This is a genomic window from Agrobacterium rosae (genome assembly GCF_002915175.1).
Taxonomy (GTDB): domain Bacteria; phylum Pseudomonadota; class Alphaproteobacteria; order Rhizobiales; family Rhizobiaceae; genus Agrobacterium; species Agrobacterium rosae.
Genome location: NZ_NXEJ01000001.1, coordinates 354,681 through 378,919 on the forward strand (window position 1 = coordinate 354,681; position 24,239 = coordinate 378,919).

27 protein-coding genes are annotated in these 24,239 nt (G+C 57.1%); 26 read left to right on the plus strand and 1 reads right to left on the minus strand.

Going from position 1 to position 24,239, the window contains the following annotated elements; translation table 11 throughout:
* Positions 1 to 41 precede the first annotated feature (41 nt).
* The 26 genes from CPJ18_RS01845 (at position 42) to CPJ18_RS01970 (ending at position 23,319) form a co-directional block, all read left to right on the plus strand.
* Positions 42 to 518: a phage regulatory CII family protein gene (locus tag CPJ18_RS01845; RefSeq protein WP_103656746.1), complete on the plus strand. Its 477-nt coding sequence runs from the start codon at positions 42 to 44 to the stop codon at positions 516 to 518.
* Positions 515 to 736 carry a hypothetical protein gene (locus CPJ18_RS01850; protein WP_103656747.1) on the plus strand — a complete coding sequence of 74 codons (222 nt, stop codon included), beginning with the start codon at positions 515 to 517 and terminating at the stop codon, positions 734 to 736. Before CPJ18_RS01845 ends, CPJ18_RS01850 begins: the two co-directional genes overlap by 4 nt.
* The gene (locus CPJ18_RS01855) at positions 733 to 2,319 is read left to right on the plus strand and encodes an MT-A70 family methyltransferase (RefSeq protein WP_103656748.1); all 1,587 of its coding nucleotides are present in this window, start codon (positions 733 to 735) and stop codon (positions 2,317 to 2,319) included. The genes CPJ18_RS01850 and CPJ18_RS01855 overlap by 4 nt, the downstream gene beginning before the upstream one ends.
* Complete coding sequence (locus CPJ18_RS01860; protein WP_103656749.1) at positions 2,316 to 3,380, plus strand: phosphoadenosine phosphosulfate reductase domain-containing protein; 1,065 nt, start codon at positions 2,316 to 2,318, stop codon at positions 3,378 to 3,380. Before CPJ18_RS01855 ends, CPJ18_RS01860 begins: the two co-directional genes overlap by 4 nt.
* Positions 3,377 to 3,931 (plus strand): hypothetical protein, encoded by a 555-nt coding sequence (locus CPJ18_RS01865; protein WP_103656750.1) that lies wholly within the window; start codon positions 3,377 to 3,379, stop codon positions 3,929 to 3,931. Before CPJ18_RS01860 ends, CPJ18_RS01865 begins: the two co-directional genes overlap by 4 nt.
* Positions 3,928 to 4,221 carry a hypothetical protein gene (locus CPJ18_RS01870; protein ID WP_103656947.1) on the plus strand — a complete coding sequence of 98 codons (294 nt, stop codon included), beginning with the start codon at positions 3,928 to 3,930 and terminating at the stop codon, positions 4,219 to 4,221. Before CPJ18_RS01865 ends, CPJ18_RS01870 begins: the two co-directional genes overlap by 4 nt.
* Positions 4,218 to 5,435 (plus strand): helix-turn-helix domain-containing protein, encoded by a 1,218-nt coding sequence (locus CPJ18_RS01875; RefSeq protein WP_103656751.1) that lies wholly within the window; start codon positions 4,218 to 4,220, stop codon positions 5,433 to 5,435. The genes CPJ18_RS01870 and CPJ18_RS01875 overlap by 4 nt, the downstream gene beginning before the upstream one ends.
* A complete protein-coding gene (gene nusG / locus CPJ18_RS01880) occupies positions 5,422 to 6,075 on the plus strand; it encodes a transcription termination/antitermination protein NusG (protein ID WP_103656752.1) in 654 nt (217 codons plus the stop codon). The genes CPJ18_RS01875 and nusG overlap by 14 nt, the downstream gene beginning before the upstream one ends.
* 188 nt (positions 6,076 to 6,263) lie before the next feature.
* Positions 6,264 to 6,836 (plus strand): hypothetical protein, encoded by a 573-nt coding sequence (locus CPJ18_RS01885; protein WP_103656753.1) that lies wholly within the window; start codon positions 6,264 to 6,266, stop codon positions 6,834 to 6,836.
* Positions 6,837 to 7,098: 262 nt separating this feature from the next.
* The gene (locus tag CPJ18_RS01890) at positions 7,099 to 7,803 is read left to right on the plus strand and encodes a MerR family transcriptional regulator (protein ID WP_245445280.1); all 705 of its coding nucleotides are present in this window, start codon (positions 7,099 to 7,101) and stop codon (positions 7,801 to 7,803) included.
* On the plus strand, positions 7,718 to 9,496 hold the full coding sequence (locus CPJ18_RS01895; protein ID WP_103656754.1) for a phage terminase large subunit family protein: 1,779 nt from the start codon (positions 7,718 to 7,720) through the stop codon (positions 9,494 to 9,496). The genes CPJ18_RS01890 and CPJ18_RS01895 overlap by 86 nt, the downstream gene beginning before the upstream one ends.
* A 2-nt stretch (positions 9,497 to 9,498) precedes the next feature.
* Positions 9,499 to 9,693: a phage head-tail joining protein gene (locus tag CPJ18_RS01900; protein WP_103656755.1), complete on the plus strand. Its 195-nt coding sequence runs from the start codon at positions 9,499 to 9,501 to the stop codon at positions 9,691 to 9,693.
* Positions 9,693 to 11,225: a phage portal protein gene (locus CPJ18_RS01905; protein WP_103656756.1), complete on the plus strand. Its 1,533-nt coding sequence runs from the start codon at positions 9,693 to 9,695 to the stop codon at positions 11,223 to 11,225. Before CPJ18_RS01900 ends, CPJ18_RS01905 begins: the two co-directional genes overlap by 1 nt.
* Positions 11,212 to 11,862, plus strand: coding sequence for an HK97 family phage prohead protease (locus CPJ18_RS01910; protein WP_103656757.1), 651 nt, complete (start codon positions 11,212 to 11,214; stop codon positions 11,860 to 11,862). Before CPJ18_RS01905 ends, CPJ18_RS01910 begins: the two co-directional genes overlap by 14 nt.
* Before the next feature lie 102 nt (positions 11,863 to 11,964).
* The gene (locus CPJ18_RS01915) at positions 11,965 to 13,626 is read left to right on the plus strand and encodes a phage major capsid protein (protein ID WP_103656758.1); all 1,662 of its coding nucleotides are present in this window, start codon (positions 11,965 to 11,967) and stop codon (positions 13,624 to 13,626) included.
* 69 nt (positions 13,627 to 13,695) lie between these two features.
* Positions 13,696 to 14,016, plus strand: a complete 321-nt coding sequence (locus CPJ18_RS01920; RefSeq protein ID WP_103656759.1) for a DUF2190 family protein — start codon at positions 13,696 to 13,698, stop codon at positions 14,014 to 14,016.
* A gap of 1 nt (position 14,017) precedes the next feature.
* Complete coding sequence (locus tag CPJ18_RS01925; RefSeq protein ID WP_103656760.1) at positions 14,018 to 14,395, plus strand: hypothetical protein; 378 nt, start codon at positions 14,018 to 14,020, stop codon at positions 14,393 to 14,395.
* A gap of 2 nt (positions 14,396 to 14,397) precedes the next feature.
* Positions 14,398 to 15,150 (plus strand): hypothetical protein, encoded by a 753-nt coding sequence (locus CPJ18_RS01930; protein ID WP_103656761.1) that lies wholly within the window; start codon positions 14,398 to 14,400, stop codon positions 15,148 to 15,150.
* Positions 15,147 to 15,719, plus strand: a complete 573-nt coding sequence (locus CPJ18_RS01935) for a phage baseplate assembly protein V (protein ID WP_103656762.1) — start codon at positions 15,147 to 15,149, stop codon at positions 15,717 to 15,719. Before CPJ18_RS01930 ends, CPJ18_RS01935 begins: the two co-directional genes overlap by 4 nt.
* 8 nt (positions 15,720 to 15,727) lie before the next feature.
* Positions 15,728 to 15,928, plus strand: coding sequence for a hypothetical protein (locus tag CPJ18_RS01940; protein ID WP_103656763.1), 201 nt, complete (start codon positions 15,728 to 15,730; stop codon positions 15,926 to 15,928).
* Positions 15,879 to 16,253 (plus strand): GPW/gp25 family protein, encoded by a 375-nt coding sequence (locus CPJ18_RS01945; protein WP_103656764.1) that lies wholly within the window; start codon positions 15,879 to 15,881, stop codon positions 16,251 to 16,253. The genes CPJ18_RS01940 and CPJ18_RS01945 overlap by 50 nt, the downstream gene beginning before the upstream one ends.
* Before the next feature lie 12 nt (positions 16,254 to 16,265).
* Positions 16,266 to 17,150 (plus strand): baseplate J/gp47 family protein, encoded by an 885-nt coding sequence (locus CPJ18_RS01950; RefSeq protein ID WP_146258631.1) that lies wholly within the window; start codon positions 16,266 to 16,268, stop codon positions 17,148 to 17,150.
* Positions 17,150 to 18,265, plus strand: a complete 1,116-nt coding sequence (locus tag CPJ18_RS01955; RefSeq protein ID WP_103656766.1) for a phage tail protein — start codon at positions 17,150 to 17,152, stop codon at positions 18,263 to 18,265. The genes CPJ18_RS01950 and CPJ18_RS01955 overlap by 1 nt, the downstream gene beginning before the upstream one ends.
* Complete coding sequence (locus tag CPJ18_RS01960; protein ID WP_103656767.1) at positions 18,266 to 21,478, plus strand: DUF4815 domain-containing protein; 3,213 nt, start codon at positions 18,266 to 18,268, stop codon at positions 21,476 to 21,478.
* Positions 21,479 to 21,487: 9 nt separating this feature from the next.
* A complete protein-coding gene (locus CPJ18_RS01965) occupies positions 21,488 to 22,792 on the plus strand; it encodes a phage tail fiber repeat family protein (protein WP_103656768.1) in 1,305 nt (434 codons plus the stop codon).
* Entirely contained in the window at positions 22,789 to 23,319 is a 531-nt protein-coding gene (locus CPJ18_RS01970) for a hypothetical protein (RefSeq protein ID WP_103656769.1), read from the plus strand. The genes CPJ18_RS01965 and CPJ18_RS01970 overlap by 4 nt, the downstream gene beginning before the upstream one ends.
* Positions 23,320 to 23,322: 3 nt before the next feature.
* Here the strand turns inward: CPJ18_RS01970 and CPJ18_RS01975 are convergent, their stop codons facing one another.
* On the minus strand, positions 23,323 to 24,201 hold the full coding sequence (locus CPJ18_RS01975; protein ID WP_103656770.1) for a DUF1796 family putative cysteine peptidase: 879 nt from the start codon (positions 24,199 to 24,201) through the stop codon (positions 23,323 to 23,325).
* Positions 24,202 to 24,239 lie beyond the last annotated feature (38 nt).

A 24,239-nucleotide genomic window follows, 5' to 3' on the forward strand; every position in this document is an offset into this window, starting at 1 on the left:
TTCCGATTTTCTTTCCTTGACTCACTTTCAGGGGTGTTTCCGTGCGCACTATTTCCGATGAAGAACGACGCGAACTGAAAAGCGCGACAGAGACAAGCTACAAGTTGGGTGGGGGCGTCACCGACTTCCCGCATCTTACGCGCGTCAATGTTTCGACGCTCTCGAAGTACGCCAGCTTCAACGACGAAAATCAGGAAAACTTTATTCCGATTGATATCGCAATCGAGGCAGACCGCCGCGCGAAAAGCCCGATTGTCGTGAGCGCCATGGCACGGAAGCTTGGCTACCGGCTGGTTGTCGATGATGAATTGCAGCAAGAGCGCCGCGCCATCAATGATGCCGACATGATGGACCTGATGTCGGAATTTGCCGATGTCATCAAGGTTGTGCAGGACGCCAAGGCCAACAATACGCTTGGCACCGCCGCCGTCGCAAAGCGCATCACCAAAGAGGTTCACGAGCTTATCAGGGAACTGAAAGAGCTTGTCGTTAACGCCAAGGAGGGTGGCGCGCGATGAACGTAGCAACCTCTCAAGTTGAAAGCTTCGATGTCCGCATGTCCCGGTTTGATGCGTTGCCGCCAGTCGTTCGCGAAGTCATCAACTCGGCTTCATTTGAATTTCACCCTGGCCTGGCGGAACGACTTTTGCGGCGCGGCGCATCGGCTACCCGGTGTGCGGAACGTATTATCACCACTGATCGCGGGCTTTCCGTTCGGAAAGGTGGTGCGCAATGACCTCCCAAACCCTGCCGCTGCCAAAAGAACAAGGTCTTTCCATTGTTGCCGCCGCTGTTCGCGATGGTGAGTACCGCTGTGCCACTCCAAATGAAGTGATTGCCGCCTGCAAGGCCATGGCTCAACGCTATCTGACACGCGATGCAAAAGACGGAAACCTGTTTCGGCCCGGCGTCAACGCCATCGACATGATGGACCGGGCGCGCGCGCTCGGAAAGCTGCCGGAAGCAGACGCAGCAAGTCTGCCGGAACGCAAGGTGGCGACGGTTCGTGATCCGCAGACTGTCGATGCCGGAAACCGCTTGCGCAATTTGGATGAAGGCACCGTTCTGGCGCTGATGGAATCTTTCAAGGCTTACAGCCAGCAACAGCCCATCGTCGTGTACGGCAAAGAGACTGATGCAGTTGTTCGCCTCGGCGCAGGTGGTCACCGACTGGAAGCCTGCCGTCGCCTCGGCATCAAGGTTCTTTGCTTCCATGCAGGCGGCGATGAGCTGGACCGTCAGCTTTGCGAGATTGACGAAAACCTAATTCGTGCCGACCTGACACCGTCCGACAAGGCGCTGTTTCTGGCGCGGCGCAAGGAAATCTATCTGATCAAGCACCCGGAAACGGCGAGGGGTGCTGCGCAAGCGAACGCATCGAATGCGGCGCAAGGACGTGGCGGACAAATTGTCCGTGACGTCAAAACCTTTACGGCGGCGACGGCGCAAGCAACGGGGCAGGACGAACGCACCATTCGTCGTGATGTCGAGCGGGGCGAGAAGATTTCTGTCGCTGCCATTCAAATGCTGCGCGGGACTATCCACGACAAGGGTGTGACGCTCGACAAGCTCAAGAAGTTGGAAACGCCAGAATCGCAATTGATTTTCGCGCGTGAACTCATCGCTTCAGACAGGGCAAGGCGAGCAGAAACGAAGGAAATGCGCACGGCGCAACAGGCCAGCAACCGCGAATCGCGATTGCGGATGGTGAACCTCATTTCAGAACATGGCCGCAAAGCTGGAGGTGACATGCCGCGCGCGGCCTATCCTATCGGCTATGCAGACCCGGCATGGCCACAAGAAGCGTGGAGCGAGGAAACCGGGCAGGACAAGGGTCTGCGATATCCGTCGATGACGGTTGAGGACATCAAGGCACTATGCGCAGGCGATAATTCGCCCTTCACGCGCGATGCGGTTCTTCTGCTTTGGGTGACCGCCAATCGCCTGCCGGATGGCATCGCAGTGCTTGAAGCCTGGGGCTTCGAATTTGTTACATCTTGGGTCTGGGACAAGGTCAACATCGGCATGGGTCGTTGGTCGCGCGACCGGCACGAAATTTTGCTGATAGGAAAGCGCGGCAAAATCTCTCTGGCTCCTCTGCCTGGGACGCAGCCGCCAAGCCTCTATGCCGAAGCGAAGACGGAACACAGCCGCAAGCCTGTCTGGTATGCAGAACAGATTGACCGGCTGTGGCCGGGGCTGCGCAAGATAGAACTTTTTCAGCGGAAGGAAAGTCTAGCTGAAGGCGATGTCCGCCTGAATGGCCTGTGGGATTTTTGGGGCAATCAGGCCGGATCACCGGAAAGCGAGGCGACATGATGTATGTCTCTCGCGCTCCCGAGATTGATGCGTTGATTGCCCATGATTGCCCTGTCGCCATCGGCGTTTCAGGCGGCAAGGACAGCCAAGCGGCGGCTTTGGCGACTTTCCAGTATCTTGACGCCATCGGCCATGCTGGCCCTCGCATTCTTATCCATGCCGATCTCGGATTGGTTGAGTGGAACGACAGTCTTCCGATTTGCGAAGAACTCGCAGACCATCTGCGGTGTGATCTCATCGTAGTGCGGCGCAAGGCCGGTGGGCTGATGGAACGCTGGGAAAGCCGTTGGGTATCCAGCAAAGTTCGTTATGAACTGCTTTCAACGGTTACGCTTGTGCCGTGCTGGTCAACGCCGGACATGCGGTTCTGCACTTCGGAACTTAAAACGCATGTCATCATAGCTGATCTTAAAAAGCGTTATCCAGATCAGGAAATCATCAACGTAACAGGCATTCGCCGCGCCGAAAGTCGCAACCGTTCGCGGATGGCGATTTGCGACGGTGATGCGAAAAGCAGGGTCTGGAACTGGCGTCCTATTCTCGACTGGAGCGAAGAGGAAGTCTTTGCCGCCATCGATGCCAGCGGTTTACGTCCGCATCCTGCGTATCGTGAGTTTGGCATGGGGCGCGTGTCCTGCCGCTACTGCATCATGTCGAATGTATCGGATTTTGCGGCAGCTTCCGCTCAACCTGAAAGCCACGATCTGTATCGCCGTATGGTGGCGCTTGAGGCAGATAGCGGTTTCGCATTCCAGGGTGCGCGCTGGCTTGGCGATGTCGCACCCCAGCTGCTCGACGGTGATCTTTCTAAACGGCTGGCGTCCGCCAAGCGGCTCGCTGTGATCCGGCGCGAACTTGAGGCGCATATCACGCCCGAAATGAAATACGTCAAAGGCTGGCCCTTACGCATGCTGACGAATGATGAGGCCGAACGGCTTTCATTCATCCGGCGCAACGTGGCTGGCCTCTACGGCTTTGAAAGCTCGGTTCTCTACCCCGACGAAATTCACGCTCGCTACGCCGATCTTCTGGACGAGAAATCTAGGAAGGTCGCCGCATGACGACAGGGGCGCAGGGGGCGCGGGACCGGGAAAAAGCGCGGGTTTCCAGATTGATCGATATTGCCAACCGTTGCCATGGCGACCGTTGGGAAATCGATTTCGATGGACAGCAGACGAATATCATCGCCAAGCGGTCATCTGGTGAGCAAGACGTGATCTGCACCATATCAGGGACAGCATTGCCGGAAGAAATCGAGATGATCAGCGGCGCGTTGCAAAACGTGGTGATGTTCCTCGATATTCGCCGTCGCGCCATCATGGCTTTGAAACAGAACCAGCCAACGCAGGGCGCGCAACAGGCGAGCCGCATGCGGGACGGTGACTTTGCCGCCAACGCGGCGATCTTGTGCGCAGAGCCTCTGTTTCAGCGGTTCCTTGAGCGGCGGGATCGCGACGGCTCTGCCATCCACAACAAGGAACAAGCCGACGCCGTTTTAAAGCGGCTGATCGGCATGACCTCCAAGAAACAACTTAACACTCAAGAGCCGGCGCAGACGGCGTTTATCGATCTGCGGGCCGACTTCGACATATGGAAAAGGGGGCAGGCATGACGGGGATGCTGCCAATTATCGAGTTATTGGAAGACTGTGAGACGGACGCGAAGCGGGCGCAATGGTTGTTGCAGGTGCCAAGCTTCGTCTTCTATCGCAGCCAGATGGATATTCGTCGCGTGTTGCGCGCGGCGGGCTTCCTCAAGGGTGTCGAGCTTCTGGAGATGGAGTTTACGCTGCTCGTCGCTACGCGTGGCGCGGACGGACAGCCACCTGCGGAAGTGGTCACAAATTTGAATGCGATGCGCGCCTTCATGCGAACGCTGGTGCGGAAAGGCGGTTTGGTATGAGCGAACCTACCATTCGGCGTGGGGTGCGCAATGCGCGCTATACCACCCTTCCCAACCATGTGTTCGAGGACACACGTCTGTCGATGGATGCGCGCTGGCTGCTGGGCTATCTTCTTTCGAAGCCAGACAACTGGACCGTTGTCGTCGGCGACATCATCAAAAAGGGCAATTGCGGGCGGGACAAGGCCCGCAAAATGATCGCGGAACTGGTTGATATTGGTTACGCGGAACGCGAACAGACGCGCGAAGATGGCCGTTTCAGCGCCACTGCCTTGGTTATTTTCGATGAGCCTCGCAGCGAAGGTGCAGCCTCCGAAACGGTAGGTGTTGCATCTTTACCGCAGACTGAAATGCCGTCGCCGGTAAAGCCGTCGCCGGATTCACCGTCGCCGGTAAAATCGGCACCTAGTAATAACTCACACTTAGAAAATACTGATTATCAGCAAGAGGGAGATGCGCCCGAAGCTGATTTGAAAAGCGATGAAGACCCGAAGGCCGTGGCGCGGTCGTTCAAGCGTTGGTACGGCGATTGGCCCACCCGCAAGGTGGACAGCGCCTATGCTGCCGAAAAGGCGTGGTTTGCTCTGACGGCGGAGCAACGGGCCGAATGCATCGCGAAATCTCCGACCTACATCGAACGTGCCAACGCAGCGAAGGGCGTGAAGGTGCCGTATGCCGGGCCGTACCTGACCGGCAGGGATTGGGAAAAGCTCGAAGACCCGAAATCCGATATTGCTGTGCCGCAGGTGCATAACCCCTACACGCGGCCATGGCATGCCGGACGCTGCGCTGAACTGCTGCGGCCCATTGCGCAGACCATGCCGCAGCTTACGCCGTTCCAGCGCCAGATTGTTGAGAAAGGCGGCGCTGCGGCGGAAGCAGAGCTTGCAGACCGTCGCCGCAAGTACGGATGGCCGAAGGTCAACACGATGGATGAGCGGGCAGGGGATCGGAAAGGCGTCACTGTCAGCCCGCAGCTTCTCCGGGTTTCCGAAGCCTTTGACACGGTTCGCCGGGACAGCGAGCTGGCTTCGGCATGGAAGCGTTTCTTCGACAAGGCTGGGCTGCCACTGCCAGCGATGCCTACGGGCCTTGACTGGCTGTTCTTCCCGCCAGTGCCAGTAGACGTGACGGATTTGGATTTGGCGGTTTCCGAAGCTTGGGACGCCTTCGGACAGCAGATTAACGAGGGGCGCGAAAATGATGCAGCATAAGTTCGAGGATATCTCCCAGCATGTATCTTTGCGCGGTCTGCTAAAGCTGGATCGTATCGCTACAGAAGCCGCTCAAGTGGCAAGGGAACGCGAATCAGCCCGGATGGAAGTGGCGCTGGCGCATACTGATTCTAGTTGGATCATCGTGCAGGTTGCCTTCGGGCACGAAACCGCTGTGGAAAAAGAGATGCAGGACGCTGGTATTGAGGCGTGTGTTCCAATGCGTATGGGGCCGGAAAGGAAGCGCAACCGGAAGCGCATTCCACCGTCTTTGATGCCGGTCTTTAATGGGCTGGTGTTCGTATGGTGCCGCCGTATAGGGGAGGCAATGCGCGGTATTCTTAGCTTTGAACACGTTAGAAAGATCGTCATGAATGGCGAGAAAGCGGTAGCGTTCTCGACCGACGCTGTGAACAATTTCAAGAAGATGGCTGCGGACGGTGAGTATGACTGGGATCGAAATGCAGGAGTTTTCAACAAGGGCGATAAGGTTCGTCTGACGAGTGGGCCGTTCATTGGCTACGAGGTTCGCATTGAAGCTTTTGCGGGCGCTGGCAATGGTGACGCAGTCGTGAGCATCCCCATTTTTGGAAAGCCGGAGGTGTTTAACATGCCTCTTGTCATGCTCGAAAAAGTGTGAGTAAAAGATGCGCATGGTCGATCCGGTTCTTAGTGGCGGTTACGCTCGCGCCCGGACCCAACCCTGACAGTCTCACTTGAATGAGACACCGATTCAGGGCCGAAGCTACCGCTATGGAATTTTGAAAGGCGACCCTAATCCGGTCGCCTTTTTGCATTCTATAGGTTGGTCAACTGCGGGGTTCGGCTATGGCAGGCATCATCACCATAAAGTGGGCCGACCGAAACCTTGCTATGTACGGCAAGCGGCTGGAAAAGCTGAACCGGCAATTCCCGACCGTACTGCCACGCATCGTCAATCAGGTCGGCAATCGCTCGAAGACGATTGTCATTCGTGAACTGACGCAGCAGACAGGCTTGCCAAGGGCCGTCATCGTTCGTGCCATCGGCAATCCACTGGCAGCACGTCCCGGTCGCTACGCCTATGACATGATCACGCGGGGCGGTAACATTCGCCTCAAGTATCTACGGCCACGGGAAACGCCATCGGGTGTTGTCGCAAGACCATTCGGCAAGGCCACGCTCTATCCGGGTGCATTCCTTCGCGGCGGTCTGTTTCCAGACCGTAAGGACGTGCCGGACTTCAACGGTCATGCCTACTACCGTCTGAACAAGTCCGGCACGAAGATCACCTTTGCTCGGTCTGGTGTCTTCATCCCGGTAGAGATGACGAGTGGCGCGACGGTTGCTGCCTTCCAGCGCGTTGCCGCGCCGCTTCTGGATCAACGCGTCAGTGCTGTCTTGGACAAGCTGGTCCCGTAGCTTCGCAAACGGTCAAAAGTTATGCGGTCTAACCTGCTGTCCTGCTTCGAAAAACCGGGACGGTGGCTTGTCTGATGCCGGTTTGTGTCAAAATCGCAACACTCCCGTACCCCCCTCGGTTGGGTCCTTCCCCAAAAGAGGTCAACTAGCGGGTAAGCGCGACTGCGGGATTTCTCGCTTTGCAAAAAATTATAGGGGGATTCCCCCGCCTTTTCAGTGGAATCGGAATCAGATGGCAAAGAGCTATCCTGACGATCTTCGCATGCAGGTCATCGCCTACATTGACGAAGGCCATACAGTCCGCGAAGCCGCAGAGAAATTCGGCGTAAGCCCAAGCTTTGCAGCGAAATCGCACAAGAAACACGTCGATGCGGGCGAAACCGGCCCGATTGATGAGGCTGATACACCAGATGAGTTACCAGCGCCTGCCGACGATGGGGAAATATCGGGGCTTGAACTGGCCGACCTTCTTGGGGTTTCGAAGCGGGCTGTCTCTGATTTTGTCGAGCGTGGAATCGTGGTGAAGACAGAACGGAATCGCTACGACATGCGCCGTTCAATCCAGTTGTACTGCGAGCATCTTAGAACGATGGCGGCGGGCCGCAGCGGTGATGGTGCCGATGCTTTGACGACAGAGCGCGCACGTTTGGCTCGTGAGCAAGCTGACCAAACAGCGATGAAGAATGCGGCCATGCGTCGTGAGATGATTCCAATAACGGACGTGCGGCATGAATGGACTTCGATTGGTCGGCGTATTCGAAACGGCATCATGTCCGTTCCTTCGCGGTGTCGCCAGATGCTTCCGCACCTCACGACTTTTGATGTTGACGTGATCGACCGAGAACTCCGGTCGGCGCTTTCCGATCTGGGTGAACAGGACGATGACAGAAGCGTTGACGCTGCTGCGGAAAGCGTTGTGGGAGAGCCTGCAACCGCCGCCGAAATTGAGGCTATCGAAATGGATTGAAGAACACATCCACTTGCCTGAAGGCGTGTCATCGCTCACAGGCAAGGTTAGGCTCTGGCCTCCGCAGGTCGAAATTGCCGACGCGATTGGTAACTCTGCGATTGAGCGCGTGACGTTGGTCAAGCCGGTTCGCGTAGGCTTCACGACACTGCTGACCAGCGCCATGGCAAGCTTTTGCAGCAATGACCCAGCGCCGATCTTGTCACTGTTGCCAACCGAGTCTGACTGTCGGGATTATATGGTTTCCGATGTCGAGCCGGTTTTTGATGCCTCGCCGACATTGCAAGGCATCCTGTCGAGTGACGATAAGAAGGGTGGACGAAACACGCTGCTGTCCCGGCGCTTTCCGGGCGGCTTTCTGAAAGTCATCGCCGCCAAGTCACCGCGCAACCTTCGTCGCCATAACGTGCGCATCCTGTTTATGGATGAGGTCGATGGCATGACCAACACCAAGGAAGGTTCTGCACCCATTCTGGCAGAGCGCCGTACGCTTTCGTTCTCCGACCGCAAGATTGTGATGGGATCGACGCCAGTCTACGAGGCCACAAGTCATGTGCTGCGCGCCTATGAGCATTCGGACAAGCGCATCTATGAGGTGCCTTGCCCGGAGTGCGGACACTTCCACGAGATACAGTGGGCCGACATTCAGTGGCCGGAAGGCGAGCCGGAAAAAGCTTACTACGTCTGTGTAGAATGCGGCTCGGTCGTTGATGAGCGGCACAAGCCGGAGATGGTGACGAACGGTCGGTGGCGAGCGCTCAAGCCGGAAGTCAAAGACCATGCGGGCTTCCGTATGAATGCTCTGATTTCCCTGTTGCCGAATGCGTCCTGGGGGCGACTGGCAAAGGAATTTGTGTCGGTCAAAAACGATCCATCCACTTTGCAGACCTTCGTCAACACCATCCTTGCTCAAGGGTGGAAAGACGAGTCCGACGAGCTGGACGATATCGAGATCAGCGAGCGCGCCGAAGACTTCGGCTTCGAAGCAATCCCTGTCGAGGTTCTGATCATCACTGCTGGCGTGGATGTGCAGGATGACCGGCTGGAGGTGACATTCATCGGCTGGGATAAAGAGGGTGTTCCCTATGTCCTCGGCCATGAAGTCATCTGGGGTCGCTACGATGACACCGTGACGTGGGGCGAGCTGGACATTCTGCTGTCAACGCAATGGGATCATCCGTTGGGCGGTCGCATCAAGGTCGATGCGACATGCGTTGACAGCTCCGATGGCGAAACCATGGAAACGGTCTACCGCTTCGCCTTCCCTCGCTTTAACCGCAAGGTGTACGCGATCAAGGGCGCTGCGGGCAACCGGCCTTGGATCGAGCGCTCGAAAAGCACCGTAAAGGGCGGTCGCCTCTTCATCGTCGGTGTCGATGGCATCAAGAGCAACATCATGGGCAGGCTCACACGTCCAAGGTCCATGCGGTTCTCCAAAGACCTCGCCCCTGTCTGGTATGAACAGGTTGCGGGCGAGCGCATGGAAATCACCTACAAGCGCGGCCAGACGGTCCGGCAGTTCGTGCCGGTTCCCGGTCGCCGCCATGAAGCCCTTGACTGCACCGTTTACGCCTTCGCAGCCCGCCAGATGGTCAATGCCAACTGGGCGCACCGTGAAGGCGAACTATCAACGCCACCGGAAATGGTGCCGCCACCTTCCAAACCTCAAATCGCAACATCGGATTGGTTATAGCCATGGCCCTTATCGACGATCAAATCTCCGCGCTTGAAGAGGCTGTTGCCATGGGTGCGAAGAAAGTCACATTCCATTCCGGCGGAACACGCCGCGAAGTGGAATATCACTCCCTCAAGGATATGCGGGAAGCTTTGGCGAACCTGAAATCGCGTCAGTCCGGTGGCTCCCGTATGATCTTGGCGGCGCTCGATTGATGGGTATCGGGAACGTTCTTGACCGGACTATTGGTTACTTTGCCCCCGAAGCCGGGCTTCGACGGATTAAGAACCGCGCCGCAATCGACATCATGTCGCGCGGCTATGCAGGTGCCGAAACCAGCCGACTGAAAACCGGCAGGCGCGCGCCTTCGACATCAGCTGATGCGGAACTTGTCCGCGCCGGTCGCGATCTGCGCAACAGCATGCGTGATCTGGTTCGCAACAATCCGCATGCTGCCAAGGCCATTTCCGAATTGGTCAGCCACACTATCGGTGACGGGATTATCCCACGATCCAAAAACAAGAAGGCCATCGAGCTTTTCAAAAAGTGGCAGAAGGTCTGTGATGCTGACGGCGATCTTGATTTCTACGGCATGCAGACGCTGCTTGCTCGCGAAATGTTCGAAAGCGGCAATGGCATGGTTCGCCGTCGCCGTCGCCTGCTGGAAGACGGGCTACCAGTGCCGCTGCAATTGCAGGTACTGGAGGACGATCTTATCGACAGCAGCAAAGAAGGTGTGCTTTCGGGTGGCGGAAAAGTCATTCAGGGTATCGAATTCGATGCCCTTGGACGTAAGCGGTCTTACTGGATGTTTGGTTCTCATCCCGGCAACAGCTTCTTTGATCCGCAATCGTCTATCGTTTCCAAGCCGGTTCCTGCGTCCGATATCGCCCATATGTTCGAGAAGCAGAGAACGCAGGTTCGCGGCGCGCCTTGGGGCGTTCCCGCGATGGACGATATGTATGGCCTCGCCGTGTACGAAGAGTCCGAACAAATCCGCAAGCGTCTGGAGTCGTGCATTGTCGGCGTCATGACGGGCGGCGAAGATAATGACGTTCTGGGTACGCCGGTTGCCACGGACGAGGGCGGCAAGCCTCTTCCAGCCGGTATCTACGATGTTCACGGCCAGCGCGTCGAAAAGTTCTCGCCTGGCTCTTTCTATAACGCGGTCGGCGGGCGCGGGTTGACGTTCTCGCAACCTGCTGTGACTGACAGCTACGATCCCTACAAGGTTTCGCAGTTGCACACCATCGCGGCAGGCTGGCGCATGCCGTATTCCGTCCTGACGGGCCGATTGGACAAGGTGAATTATTCGTCCAGTAAGATCGGCCTTGAGCCTTTCCGTCGGTTAATCTCGGCCCTGCAATGGCAAGTCATCATTCCCATGATGTTGCAGCCGATATGGGATTGGTTCTGCGAGGCGGCATATTTTGCGGGCGAACTCGATACGCCGACCGTGGAAGTGGAATGGTCGCCGCCTCGCTTCTATTCCGCCGACCCACTGAAGGACGTTCTCGCACGTCGCGCAGAAGTTCGTTCCGGCTTCCGGTCGCTTTCGAGCGCCATCGCGGAAACGGGCGAAAACCCGGATGACGTGCTGGATGAAATCCAGTCCGACGCCAAGAAGCTCGATGATCGGAAACTGATCCTCGACAGTGACCCCCGGCGCATGTCGCAAGCTGGGCAGGTCCAGCAATCCGACGACAAGCCCGACGACGACAAGGACACCGACGATGACGAAACTTGAGGTTCGGAAAGCGCCCGCTAATCTGCCGATGCAGGTTCGCGGGCAGGGGCTTTCGGAAAGCAGGATTGATGAGGAAGCCCGCACCGTGACGCTGGTGTTTACCACCGGCGCTGCGGTGCGCAGGCTTCGTTATACCGGCTGGGACACCGCCAAGCCCTTTGATGAAATCCTAGTGGTTTCTGATCGGGCGCTCGACCTGTCTCGCATGAACCTTGGCGCGCCTGTCCTCGACAGCCATTCCAAGTGGTCAACGTTCTCGCAGATCGCGGTTGTCGAACGGGCTTGGATCGAAAAGGGCGAGGGGTGGGCAACCATCCGTTTTCCGAAAGTCGGGATCGACCAAAGCGCAGACCGCATGTTCGGCCTGGTGTCTGACAAGATCATCAAGAATGTTTCGGTTGGCTATTCCATCGATAAAATCCGGGTGGAAGAGCCACAGAAGAAAGGCGAGGTCGAAAAGATTTACGTCGAGCGCTGGACGCCAAACGAGATTTCTTTCGTGACCGTGCCAGCCGATCCGGGTGCGCAGGTTCGCGCCAATGAGGCGACCTTTCCACTGTCCATCATGGGTGCGTCTGATGCCTCCATCCGCGCTGCCCGCATGCGCATGGCCGAGGCTGCTCTAAGCCTCGCCTAAAACCATCCATCTACCATTTCAAAGTTCGCCACCTGCTTGCCACCGGGACGCAGGGCGACGGCGCTTGTCTGCCCGGTAATCTTAAAAAAGGAACTGCACACCATGAAAAAGGGTGCTTACTTTATTCTCGCCGCCGTCGCACTTGTTTGCTTCGGCCTTGCCTTCTCCATTCTCTCTGCTGACGTTTCCCATGCAGCTACGTTGATCGGTCCCGATAGCTTCATGCACCATGGCGGAAGCTATGTCTTCGAAGCCAATCTCGCGCTGTTGGCTGCTCGCAAGAAACTCGAAGACCTGACAACCCGCGCAAGCGCCAAGCGTGGCGAGCTGGTTGACGGCCTCTCCGAAGATGCGGCGCGCGCCATTGAAACGGATCACGCCTCGATCCTGAAAGACGTTGAGGAAACACGGGCCGAAGTGGCGCGGCTGGAAGCCGAAGAGCGCGCAAACCCATCTAATACACCAGTGGAAACTGACCCCCGCGCAGCCGCTCGTGAGGCCGTCAACGAAGAGCGCAACCGCGTCCGTAGCATCGAAGAGCTTTCAGCAAGAGCGGGCTTCGTTGATTTCGGTCGCCAGCACGCATTGTCTGGCACGGCGCTGGAATCCTTCCGCTCGCAGCTGCTCGAACACATGGTGACCAATGAGCGCCAGACGCCCACCGATAGCCGGGTGCGGGTGCAGGTTGGTCAGGATGAGCGTGACACGCAACGTTCTGCACAGATCGAAGCATTGGCCTACGGCCTCGGCGCTCCGGTTCCACAGGCTGGCCCTTCCGCCGCTGCACGTTCGCACATGGGTAAAGGTTTGATCGACCTTGCCGCTGAAAGTGTGAACTTCGCGGGCCGTCGCATGCTCAACGCCCGTGACATCGACGACATCTTCACGCGCGCTTCGCACACGACTTCGGATTTCTCCACGATCTTCGAAGGTGCCGTAAACCGCACCCTTGAACAGCGTTATGCGCTGGCGCAACCAACCTTCAAGCGGTTTGCCCGCAAGAAGAACTTCCGCGACTTCCGTCCTGATACGACCGTCAAGGTTGGTGACTTCCCGATGCTGAAAAAGGTTCTGGAAGGTGGCGAAATCAAATACGGCACCTTCGGCGAAGGCAAAGAGGCAGTGCGCGCTTTCAGCTACGCCATCGCGCTCACGATCAGCCGTCAGATGTTGATCAACGATGACCTGGGAGCGATCTCCGAACTGCTCACCAGCTATGGCGCTTCGGTTGCTCTGTTCGAAGAAGTGACCTTCTACACGGACGCGTACAACGGTAAGCTTGCAGACGGAAAAACTGTCTTCCACGCGGATCACAACAACATCGGCGTTGCTGCTGGCCTGACTGTTGATTCTGTAGGTGCTGGCCGCAGATCGATGGGCTTGCAAAAGTCTGTTGATGACAAACCATTGTTGGCTAACCCGGCTCGCATCATGCTCGTTGGCCCGAACCAGCTGACCGATGCGGAGAAGCTGTTGGCCTCCATCACACCAGCGACTATCTCCACCGTCAACATCTTCTCCGGTAAGTTCGAGCTAGTCGAAACTTCGCAGATCCCGGACAACTCTTGGAGCCTCCATGCCGACCCGGCTGCTGGCTCCAATTATCGCTGGGGTTACCTTGAAGGCTACGAAGCTCCGCGCGTCCGTATGGACGAGCCATTCGGGCGTCAGGGCTTCAGCATGTCCGTCGAACACGACTTCGGTTGCGGCGCGACGGACTTCCGTTTTGGCTTCCGTAACCCCGGCCCGGCGCAGCAGCAGTAACGGCGAGCCGCATCAACGGGTGGGCCTCGTGTCCATCTCTCTCTCACTTCGTTCATAAGGGACAAGATCATGGCGAAGAATTTCAAGCAGCCGGGCAAGATACTGGACATTCCAGCACCGGCAGATGTCAAATCCGGCGATGGCGTTCTTATCGGAAAGCTGTTCGGTGTAGCGCAGACCACTGTAAAGCAGGGTGAAATGGTGGCAATCGACCGTGAAGGCGTTTGGGACCTGCCAAAGACTGAAGCGCAGGCTTGGGCCATTGGCGATATCGTCTACTGGACCGGCACGGAAGTTTCCACGACCGCGAGCGGCAACACGAAGATTGGTTACGCTACTGCGGTCGCTGCCAATCCGACGAAGCGCGGCGACGTGGTTCTTAGCCCGTAACATGGTGGATTGGCGCAAACTGGAAGCTGCCGTTGACCGGAAGGTTGGCGGCGCTTTTGGCGAGCGTGTCCGTCTGTCGTTTATGAAAAGCGGCAAGGCCGACCCGGATCGCCCGCAGACCATCGTTCGATGCGAAGCCCTTTGCGTTGGCGGTGATGAAATCTCGAATTTGGGCGGCGGACGTTCCGGCCAGTTTCAAACCCGGCTTGCCTCTGGTGAGGCTGAACTGTTCTTGGATCGTGCGACCTATGACGGTCCACCGCTGCAATCGGGCGACTCCGTCCGTGCAATGGATCGTACCGGCGAGCCGGTCTGGGAAGTCGCCAACGTGACCGACCGGCACAGCAACCTCATTGCCATTAGATTGAGAGAGAAATAGCCATGTCGCTTGTTCGTATCGCCTTGCGCATTTGCGCCGTGGAAGCCCTGAAAGGGAATACGCTTGTCGGTGCCAACGTGCTGGATAGCGAAATCGGCGCGCTCGATGCCGCAAGTGATGGCACGTTGCGGACGGCAAAAGACAAGCCATTCATCTCGATCTACGCCGACGATGGCAAGGTGTTGACCGGGCTTGAACTTCGGTCGCTGACAAGAAGCGGGCTTGTCGATCTTGTGTTCGAAGCCGGGATTGCCACGCCGCATACAATCACCGATCCGAACACAGATGAGACAGTGATTTACGAGGGCGTCCCGGCAACCGACGCTAACTTTGAATTTCACCTCGATCTGACCATGCGGCAAATTGCCGATGTGCTGGCCGACCCCGAAAACGAGTGGGCCGAAATATTCAGGCGGCTTGTCCTGAAATATGAAAAGTCCCAGCGCGCACGGGTGAGCGGCGACACGCAGGGCGTTCGCCTTGCTGCCCACCAACTGAAACTGACTGTCGAGGCGGTGGCCGATCCGGTCAGGGGTGACGATCTGAAAGAGGGTTCCGCCATGGCGGCATTCTTCGCCAAGTGCGAAAGCGACCTCGTGTCCACCTCCCCGGATATAGCGAAAAAGATCGAACTTATGCGGGCGCAGATTTCCGGCTCTGACCAAGAGTTGACAGCGGCCATGCGCCGGTTTGGCATGATCTACAGTGAGGCAGATGCCATGCTGTTGACGCCTGCGGATGGGATGGCACCATGAGGGGCATCGTTGATCATATTGAGCAAATGGGCTTTCGGATTGCCGAACTGGAACGGCGCGACCGCAACCGTCGCCGCAAGGGCAAGATTGCCGAGATCAGCGACGACAAGAGCAAGTACCGTGTCGAGTTGTCGCGCCAAGGTGAAAAGCCCTACGTGACGCCATGGATCAAGGCGCGGACGCTGTCTGCCGGTGGCGTGAAGGTCGATGTCCTCTACAGCGTCGGCGAACAGGTGGATGTGGTTTCCGAAAGCGGCGACCTCGCAGACGCCCAAATCGATTTCTCGACCTACAGCGACGACAACGCCCGCGAAAACAGCGACACGCCGTTTCACATCAAGATTGGAGATACCGTGATTGAGGCCAGCGGCGGGCTTGTGAAAGTGACCGCTGCCAATGTCACTGTCGAGTCTGAAAAGGTCATCGTTCAAGCTGGCAACGTGCAGCTGGGCGGCGAGGGCGGCAAGAAGGTGGCGCGGATCGGCGACCTCGTCCACGTTCAAAGCGGCTCTTCTTCCGGCAAGTGGCCGATTGTCGAAGGCTCCGACACTGTCTTTGCCATAGATTAGAGGCTCCCATGAAAATCTATTCTGTTCGCACCGGCTGCGAGATTGCCGGGCGCTGGCGTGTGGCTGGCGAAAAAATCCCATTGTCTGCCGATGAGGCGCGCGAACTTGCGCCGCCCTTTGGCGAGGTCGTTTCTGAATTCAAGGAAGAGGGCGTAGGCCATGCCAAGCTCAACAGGCGTCAACGCCGTAACCGGCGCGCCTCTGACTGATTGGGAGCACACGCAACAGTCTATCCGCAAGATACTGTTGACGCCCATCGGGACACGCGTCATGCGCCGCGACTTTGGTTCTGAAATCCCTGATCTGATCGACGCCAAGATGAACCGGCGCAATGTGCTTGCGCTCTACTCTGCGGCGGCAACTGCCATTGCAAAATGGGAGCCGCGCTACCGAATGCGGTTTGGACAGGTCAGCCGGGCAGAAGCGACCGGCCAAATCGAACTTGCCATTCACGGCACATATTTCCCCCTCGGCCATCGCGGCGATTACTCGGTTTCGGAAACGCAATCTGTCCGGGTCGTGGTCGCTCCATAAGAGGTAACTCCCTTGATCACTGACAGCGTTTTAAACCAGCTTCCACCGCCACAAGTGGTGGAACAGCTGGATTACGAAATCCTGCTTGCCCGCCAGAGCGACAAGTTCAAAGCGCTCTGGTCTGCCGTGCGGGCTGCAAACCCTGACGCGAACCTGCCTGACTATGATGTGGCGATGCTGGAAACGGACCCGCCCGTTATCGTCAATGAGGCCGAAAGCTACCGCGAACTTTTGATGCGCCAGCGCGTCAACGAAGCGGCGGTCGCAAGGCTTCTTGCTTTCGCAACGTTTGGAAACCTCGATCACCTTGCCGCCTTCTATGACGTGGTGCGCATGGCAGGCGAAAAAGATGACCGCCTGAAGCGGCGCGTCATCCTCGCCATTCAGGGCCGCTCTCCGGGCGGTACGGAAGCCCGCTACGCATCCATCGCCATGGATGCCGATATCCGGGTGCGTGACGCCATTGTTTACACGGTCGGGCGAAGCCCGGTCATCAACGTGGCGATCTTCTCCGATGCTGCGGATGGGGTGGCGGATGCGGCATTGATATCTGCGGTCAACGCTGCTTTGCAGGCCGGTGACAAGCGCATGGTCAATGACACGATCATTGTCAGAACGGCTGTGCGCCGGGTTATCGATCTGGTCGCGAATGTCTGGCTTTTGCCTGACACATCGACCGGCCTGCTTTCCACGATGGAAACGACGTTGCGCGATGCCTGGGCGAAAACGCAATCCCTTGGCCGCGACTTCACCGAAAGATGGTGGACGGCACGGCTGATGCTGGAAGGCGTCCACAAGGTCGAACCTGTCACGCCTGTTGGTGACGTGATTGTCCCTCCTGATGAGGCGTTGGCAATCGGCGCTGTAACTCTCAACTTCAAGGGCCGGGCCTTCTGATGACCAATAGCTTGCTTCCTGCCAGTTCCGACCTGTTTGAAAAGGCTCTGGAAGCATCACTTGCGGACAGGTGGCCTTTCTTCTCTGATGCTGTGGCCGCGATAAACTATGACAAGCTTTCGCCGCCATCATCATTCCTGCCGTTTGTCATTTGGGAATTCGGGCTCGGCGAGCTGACGCCCTACGTGCCAAACCTGTACGACCTTCTGCAAGAGGGCATTCAGTGGCAACGGGTGCGCGGCACATTTCTGGCCGTCCAGCGCGGTCTGGCGTGGATCGGTTACACTGCGACGGTTGAGCAGGCATGGCACGGTCGCACCTGGTGGAATAGCTACCAGCTGCGCTTTGACCGACTGCCCGATAATGACGATCCCGATCTTGAGCGGATCGAAGGTATCACCACGCTGTCAGTGCCGAAGCGGTCGCAACTTCGCCGCGGGGTTTTCCAGTACGATATCCCCGCGGCTGTTTGTGACTGGACACGTCTCGACGCCTGTCACCTTGATCGGGAAAGCGGCATCACGGCCACGCCTGCGAACACGCTTTGGTCGTTCGGTCGAACAACCGAAATCCCGCACTTGCTGACAAAGGCCGAAGGCGAGGCACTTGGCATCTGGATTGATCCACCCGCAGAAGAGGCCTTGAAGTGGGCGGACATGCATTTCCTTTGGGTAACGGCTTCGTTCCCATGGGCCGCAAGCGCTACGGTGCAGCGCCAAAATCTGATGGCCGCATCCTTTCTTGGTCGTTCCGCCTACGCTGTCCTGAAGGATGATGCTGGGGCAATTATCGGCTACCGGCGATGCAGGGCAATTCGCCCGGTCGAAGCTGCTTTCGATGGCACCTATCGTTTTGGCGCTGAAACCTACTCCCCATCGCCAGCCCCTCGCATGGTCTACATCGAGGCGATGACCAATTTCAACGACGCCGAAATGGTCACTGCCAAATCGGTTTCATTGCTGGTTGATCCTGTCCGCTCGGCGGGTGTTGCGCCGGGCAAGCTCTGGCTCAATCCCGGCGATTTGTCCGGCGGCGTTACGGTTAGCGCCACCGACATCTCCCTTCCGCTGCGCGCCACCGTGCGCGAGCAATTCAAGTTTCTTGTGAGGTTCTAAATGGCTTTTGAGCACGAAAGCGGCCTGCCGCATGCCTATGACCGGTCTGTTGGGAAATCCGAACAGCAAGGCTTGGTTTTCTACGGCGAACAGCATTTTCTGCAAGGGCCGGAATTGAATGAGGTGCAGACGATTGCCCGCGCCCGTCACAACCGGCTTGGCCGTCTGGTCGCAAAAGACGGCGACCGCATCGAGCGGGCTGAGGCCGTTGTTGATATCGAGGCAAAGACTGTCACCCTGACGGCGGGCAGTATCTATGTGGCCGGTGATGTCTTCCCGGTTGGCGAGGCGGTATTGACAAATGTTGCCATGGTTGGCCGCGTCGATATCGGTGTGCGCCTGCGCAAGTCCTACATCACGCATGAGCAGGATGCGTCCCTGCTTGGTATCGTTCCCGGCTCGGAAGCCGAAGGCGAGCCGGGTGCAGCGCGTGAGATTGCTTCGATAGCGTGGGCCAAGGCTAATGATAACGGCCAAGGTGACTTCTATGCCGTATACACGTTGCAGGACGGCACCATCATCGACCAGCGCGGACCATCACTTCTGGAACCGGCCATGCAGGCTCTCGCCGAATATGACCGCGCTCACGGCCATTATGTCGTTTCCGGTTGCCGAGTAACTGCCCTCGGCGCGAATGCCGGTGCGCAGGCGTTTACCATCGAACAGGGCGAAGCCAATATTTCCGGCTTCAAGCGCACTCGTTACGCCGCTCTTCGTTTGACGGAAACGCAGGAATGGGATGAATTCGCCATTCCCGGTGAAACCGATACCTATCCGGGCGGCGCGTCCTACACCTTCGAGGTCGATCAATTCCCGATTGGCGTCATCAACTCGATCCTGCTGACCAAGGAGCGCACCGTCAATGTCACGCGCGGGGCTGTTGCCAACGGGCAGGACGCATTACCGGATAGCTCGATTACCGAAATCAAATCGGTTTCGCAGAGCGGTACGACCTTCACGACCTACCTTCGCACCGGCAATAACGTGGACTGGGGACCGGCTGGCGCGGAACCGGCTGCTGGCTCAACCTATTCCGTGACCTACCGGTATCGTGCTGCCGTGCAGGCTACGGCCTACACCGATAAAACGATCACGGTATCTGGCGGTGCAGCTGGCGGCGATATCATCACGGCCTATACAGCCAAGATGCCGCGCATTGATCGCATCGGACTGCGCAGGGATGGTTCGCCCGTCTATATCAGGGGCGTATCGGCGCGCTCCAATCCAGTGCCGCCAATCGTACCTGGTGACGTGTTGCCGCTCGCAACCGTCGCCAACGACTGGATGACGAAACCTATTGTCGAAAACGATGCGGTACGCTCGATCCCCTACTCGGAAATCTGGCGCTACTTTAATCGCATCGTTGACCATGAGCGGCTTATCCAGCTTGAGCGTCTGAAAAGCGGGATTGATTCCCGTGAGCCTGTCGCCAAGAAGGGTGTCTTCGTTGATCCCTTCACTGACGACAGCTACCGCGATGCAGGGACGGCGCAGACTGCTGCCATTGGCCTTGGTGTATTCCAGCTGGCGATTACGCCAACGTTCTTCTACGCCAACCTGACGGCACCCGTCATGCTTGACTACGTAGAAGAGGTTATCGCCTCGCAGGAATTGAAAACAGCCTGCGAGCTGATCAATCCTTATGCCAACTTCTCGCCGCTTCCGGGCAGCATGAAGCTGACGCCTGCGGTTGATTTCTGGACCGTACAGCAAACCGAATGGCTGTCGGCGCAGACGATCAACATGAATATGGGGATGACATTCGGTGGGCCGCTGCAAACTACGTCTGTGGCAGAACAGCTTGTAGACCAACGCTCCGAACAGGCAGAGTTTCTGCGCGTCATCCCGGTGGCGTTTGAAATCGACGGCTTCGGTGCTGGCGAAATCCTCGACAGCCTGACCTTTGACGGCATCAACGTGAAGCCTGCGGGCCAGCAGCAAGCGAACGCCAACGGCAAGATCACTGGCACGTTCAATATCCCGGCCAATGTCACGGCGGGAACGAAGCCAGTCTTTGCAAAGGGCAGAGGCACGACCGAAGCCAACGCCATGTTCACTGGTGAGGGTAAAATCGAAACCGATGTCATGCGGCGCGTCACGACCATTCAGACGTGGACGCAAATGCAGATCGTTAACAACTGGAATAACAGTGGTGGCGGCGGAGGCGGGAGCGACAGCGGTGGCCACGGTGGTAGCGACCCAGACCCACAAGCGCAAATGTTCGGCGTTTCGGAACCCCGGCAGATTGTCGGCGTCGATTTTCATCTCTGCAAAATCGGCGACCGCGCCCATGGTTTGCTGGTCGAACAGGTCACGACCGATAACGGCTATCCGACTGTGGACGTGCAGGCCCAAACCTACATTCCTATGGTCGGCGCTGTCGTTGGTTGGAAGCCTGCGCGGTATCGTTTGCCCGTCACCACGCTGCCCGACCGCCGCTCGGCTTTCGTTATCAAGACAGATGATAATGAGCATTCGGTCAGTTTGGCGAAACTCGGTGGTTTTGATGCGGACCTGCAAAAGCATGTGTCGTCACATCCTTACGTGATTGGCCCGCGCTTTTCATCGGTCAATGCCATCACATGGACTGCGCATCAGGACGAGGCTTTGTCCTTCCGACTGGTCGCAGCCAAATACACGGCAACCACCAAGACGGTAAACCTCGGCACGATCAACCTGGTCCAATGCTCGGACCTGCAAATCCGTGCGGCGGTCGATCTGCCAAGTGCGGAATGCTCGGTTGTGTTCGAGATACAGCGTCCCAACGGCACGATCTACCGCCTATCGCCCTTCCAAGTCTTGCAGCTGACGGAATACCTCACGGAAACCGTCACGCTTCGGGCCGTGCTGAAGGGAACGGAAAAGCTATCGCCGATCCTGTTTTCGCCGGTGGAAATCATCGCCGGAAAAATCGCGACGGAAGCCACCTACATCACACGAGCCATGTCACTCGGCGCAGCCGTGCGTCTGACCTCGTACCTGAAAACCTACATGCCTTCCGGTTCAACCTTTGCCATGGCTTTCTCCATTGCAGGGCAGGCATGGACCAACCTTCCCTTGAAGGCGACTGCCGCCCTGGCATTCCCGCTCTGGACGGAGAAGACCTACGAGGCCACCAACCTGACGGGTGACAACGTGCGTCTGAAAATAACGGCGACGGGCGGTCCTGCTGCCCGCGTCATGGCTGGTGACTTTGGCGCTGGCATTTTTTGAGGATAGAAAATGAGCAATACGCCAAATCTTAACATCCCGATGCCTGACCCAAGTGCTGATGTGGACGATGAGTTCTATCGTCTGCAACAGGCTTGGATGCTTGTCGATGCAGCCCTGTACCAGCTAATAGTTGCTGTGGCCGGTAAATCCAATGCCGGTCACACACACGCTATCGACCAGATCAACGGCCTTGTTTCGGCGCTCCAAAACAAGATGGACGCCAGCAAGACATTCAAGATCGGCGATCTAACCGATGTTGTTGGCGCTGCTGATGCACAGCTGAATTACGTTCTGTCGAAAAACATCGACGGCAAGTTCACCTTTGCGTCTGCGCTCAGTTTGCTCGGCAACCATGAGCATACGATTGCGCAGGTGCAGGGTCTGACGGATGCGCTGAATGCGCGCCTCTCCAAGTCGGGTGGGATCATGTCCAACTACCCCGTACTTGGTTTCGATTATGCGCAGCTTTGGTTCGGCTATGGCGCGACGGGTACAGGCTGGCGCGTAATCAAAGACACTGCGGAAGGTTCCGTGGGTAATCTGGTCTTTCAGTGGTCCAACGACCGGTGGAATAATTCGTACAATACGGTCATGTATATGGCTCCCGATGGTCAGGTGCGTTTCAATAATAAACTGCAGGCTTTAGGCGGTATGGACGCGCTCGGGCCTGTGAATGTAGCCTCTGAGCTTTACGTAAAAGGGGCGGTAGAGGTTGGGGGTATGACCGGCCAAGCGGGTTTCGCGGTCGTGGATTTCCACACGTCTGCGGCAGTGAGAGACTATAACTGCCGAATAATCTGCGACAGCAATGCCAACGATGGTAACGGCCTCGGGACCATGAATATCCTTGCTGGGAACTTCATGTGGAACGGCAACCGCCTTATCAGCATGTGGGACAAAGCCACCGCCGGAGATATCAAGAACGGTGTCGCTGACAAGTTCCCGGATGCTGCGGCTGTTAAAGCCGCTCTGGCTCCATTCACCAGCGGACAGCAGACGATCACCATGGGATCGACGGTATCGGTTGCGCATGGATTAGGTGTAATCCCAAGCATCGTCCAATTTGATTTGATCTGTGTCACGGCTGAGCTTGGCTGGGCAGCTGGACAAGTGACACAAGTCCCGTCTGGTATCATAGGCGTATCGAGCGTGACCCCCGGAGGATACGGCGTGGGAATGGAGAAAACGTCCACAAACATTATCGCTCGTTTCCCGTACAGCGCTATTCAGGTGCCGGACAAAGCGCAAAACAGCGGTGCCAGCGGAAACATTACACCTGCCAACTGGCGGCTAATCGTGAGGGCTTCACCATGACGCAGAGATTTTACGTAGACCAAGATGGAGAATACCTCGGTAGTTACGATGACGCGGATGGCGATATGCCGGAAGAGTTCGTCGGCGCTACCGAAGTTGCCCAAAAGCCGCTCCCGCCTTCTGCACCACGCTTCTTTGTGGACCAAGCCGGAAAATATCTCGGCAGTTATGACGGGCCGGACGAGAGTATTCCTGATTTCCTCGCCCAGGGAATTCAGGTCGCCACTGCACCGGAAGATGCGCGGCAGGTCTGGAAGGATGGGGCTTGGTTGCCATTTGATCTTCCTGAGCCAATCAGCGTGGTTTATGCGGTCGATCTGTGGAGCCGCCTAACTGATGATGAAGCCTTGCAGGTTGGGGCGGCAATGGAAGGGCAGTCTTTTCGGATGCAGAACATTTTCCGGGCCGCGAACTCATATCGCAGCGACCATGAACTTTGGTCCCTGCTTTTCTATATCGCGAGCAGTCTCTTCGGAGAGGACCGGGCGAAAGCTATTCTCGCACCTTCAGAGACGGCGCGAGAATAGCCTTCAACCACGCGAAAGAGCGCTCTTTATAGAGCGCTTTATAGACCGTGTCGCGCGTTTCAGCTGGCACTGAATAACAAGTCGAAGGGGCATATCGGTTTGCTTAATGATGAGATTGATCCAATCTCGCTGCCACTGTTCAAGCAACTGATTGTCCCCGTCATATCTGGACAGCGCGCTCCCAAATGCCACTCGGTTGTCGGAGGAAAAGGCTGATCGAGCGGCGTCATCCGCCTCGCGCCTGTCGTTGACAGAGCTTTCTAGGACTAGGAGTATTTTAGTTCTGCCGCGTCTGGTTTTATCGATGACGGAGAGGAACTGGGTGGCTTCCTTTTCCATGAGTTCGAAAACTGCTTTGGCCGTTATGCCGGGGGTTCGTGCCCTGCTTTGGGACAGCTCCCGGTAATATACAAAATGTAGAAAATCCTCCGTGCGAAGTGCTTCGCGCAGCCTGTCAAAGCGTCTCACCATTTCCGTGTGGGTTCTAGGGTCTGATGCTGGGTCTGAGTGTACGTGGAACGTGCGAGGATAAAGTTTGTATGCTGGCACCGAGCGCCCCACGGGAGGGTGGTAGACTATTTCGTAGCTCCCACTCTCGGAAACAGTGCTGAAGTCTTCCACGACAATCTGTGTAACTGCTGATAGCCCATCATCAACGTTTAGCAGCCAGTCGAACGGATAAGACGCGCGCCTGAGGCCAGCCACCTTCATCATGGTCGCAGCATTACATGCCGAACCTAGAGATATGTACTGATGCTGCATGCTCTGTCTCAACCTCCAAAAAATTGAGGCGGACATAACCACAAGCTGTAGTTCTGCACAATTCAAAAGTCGGAAATACACCCCGGCGACTGTTCCCGGAAACTGGGTAAAGTCGATCATTCAAGAAATCGCCTCGCAGTTGATGCGCGGTTCGATGC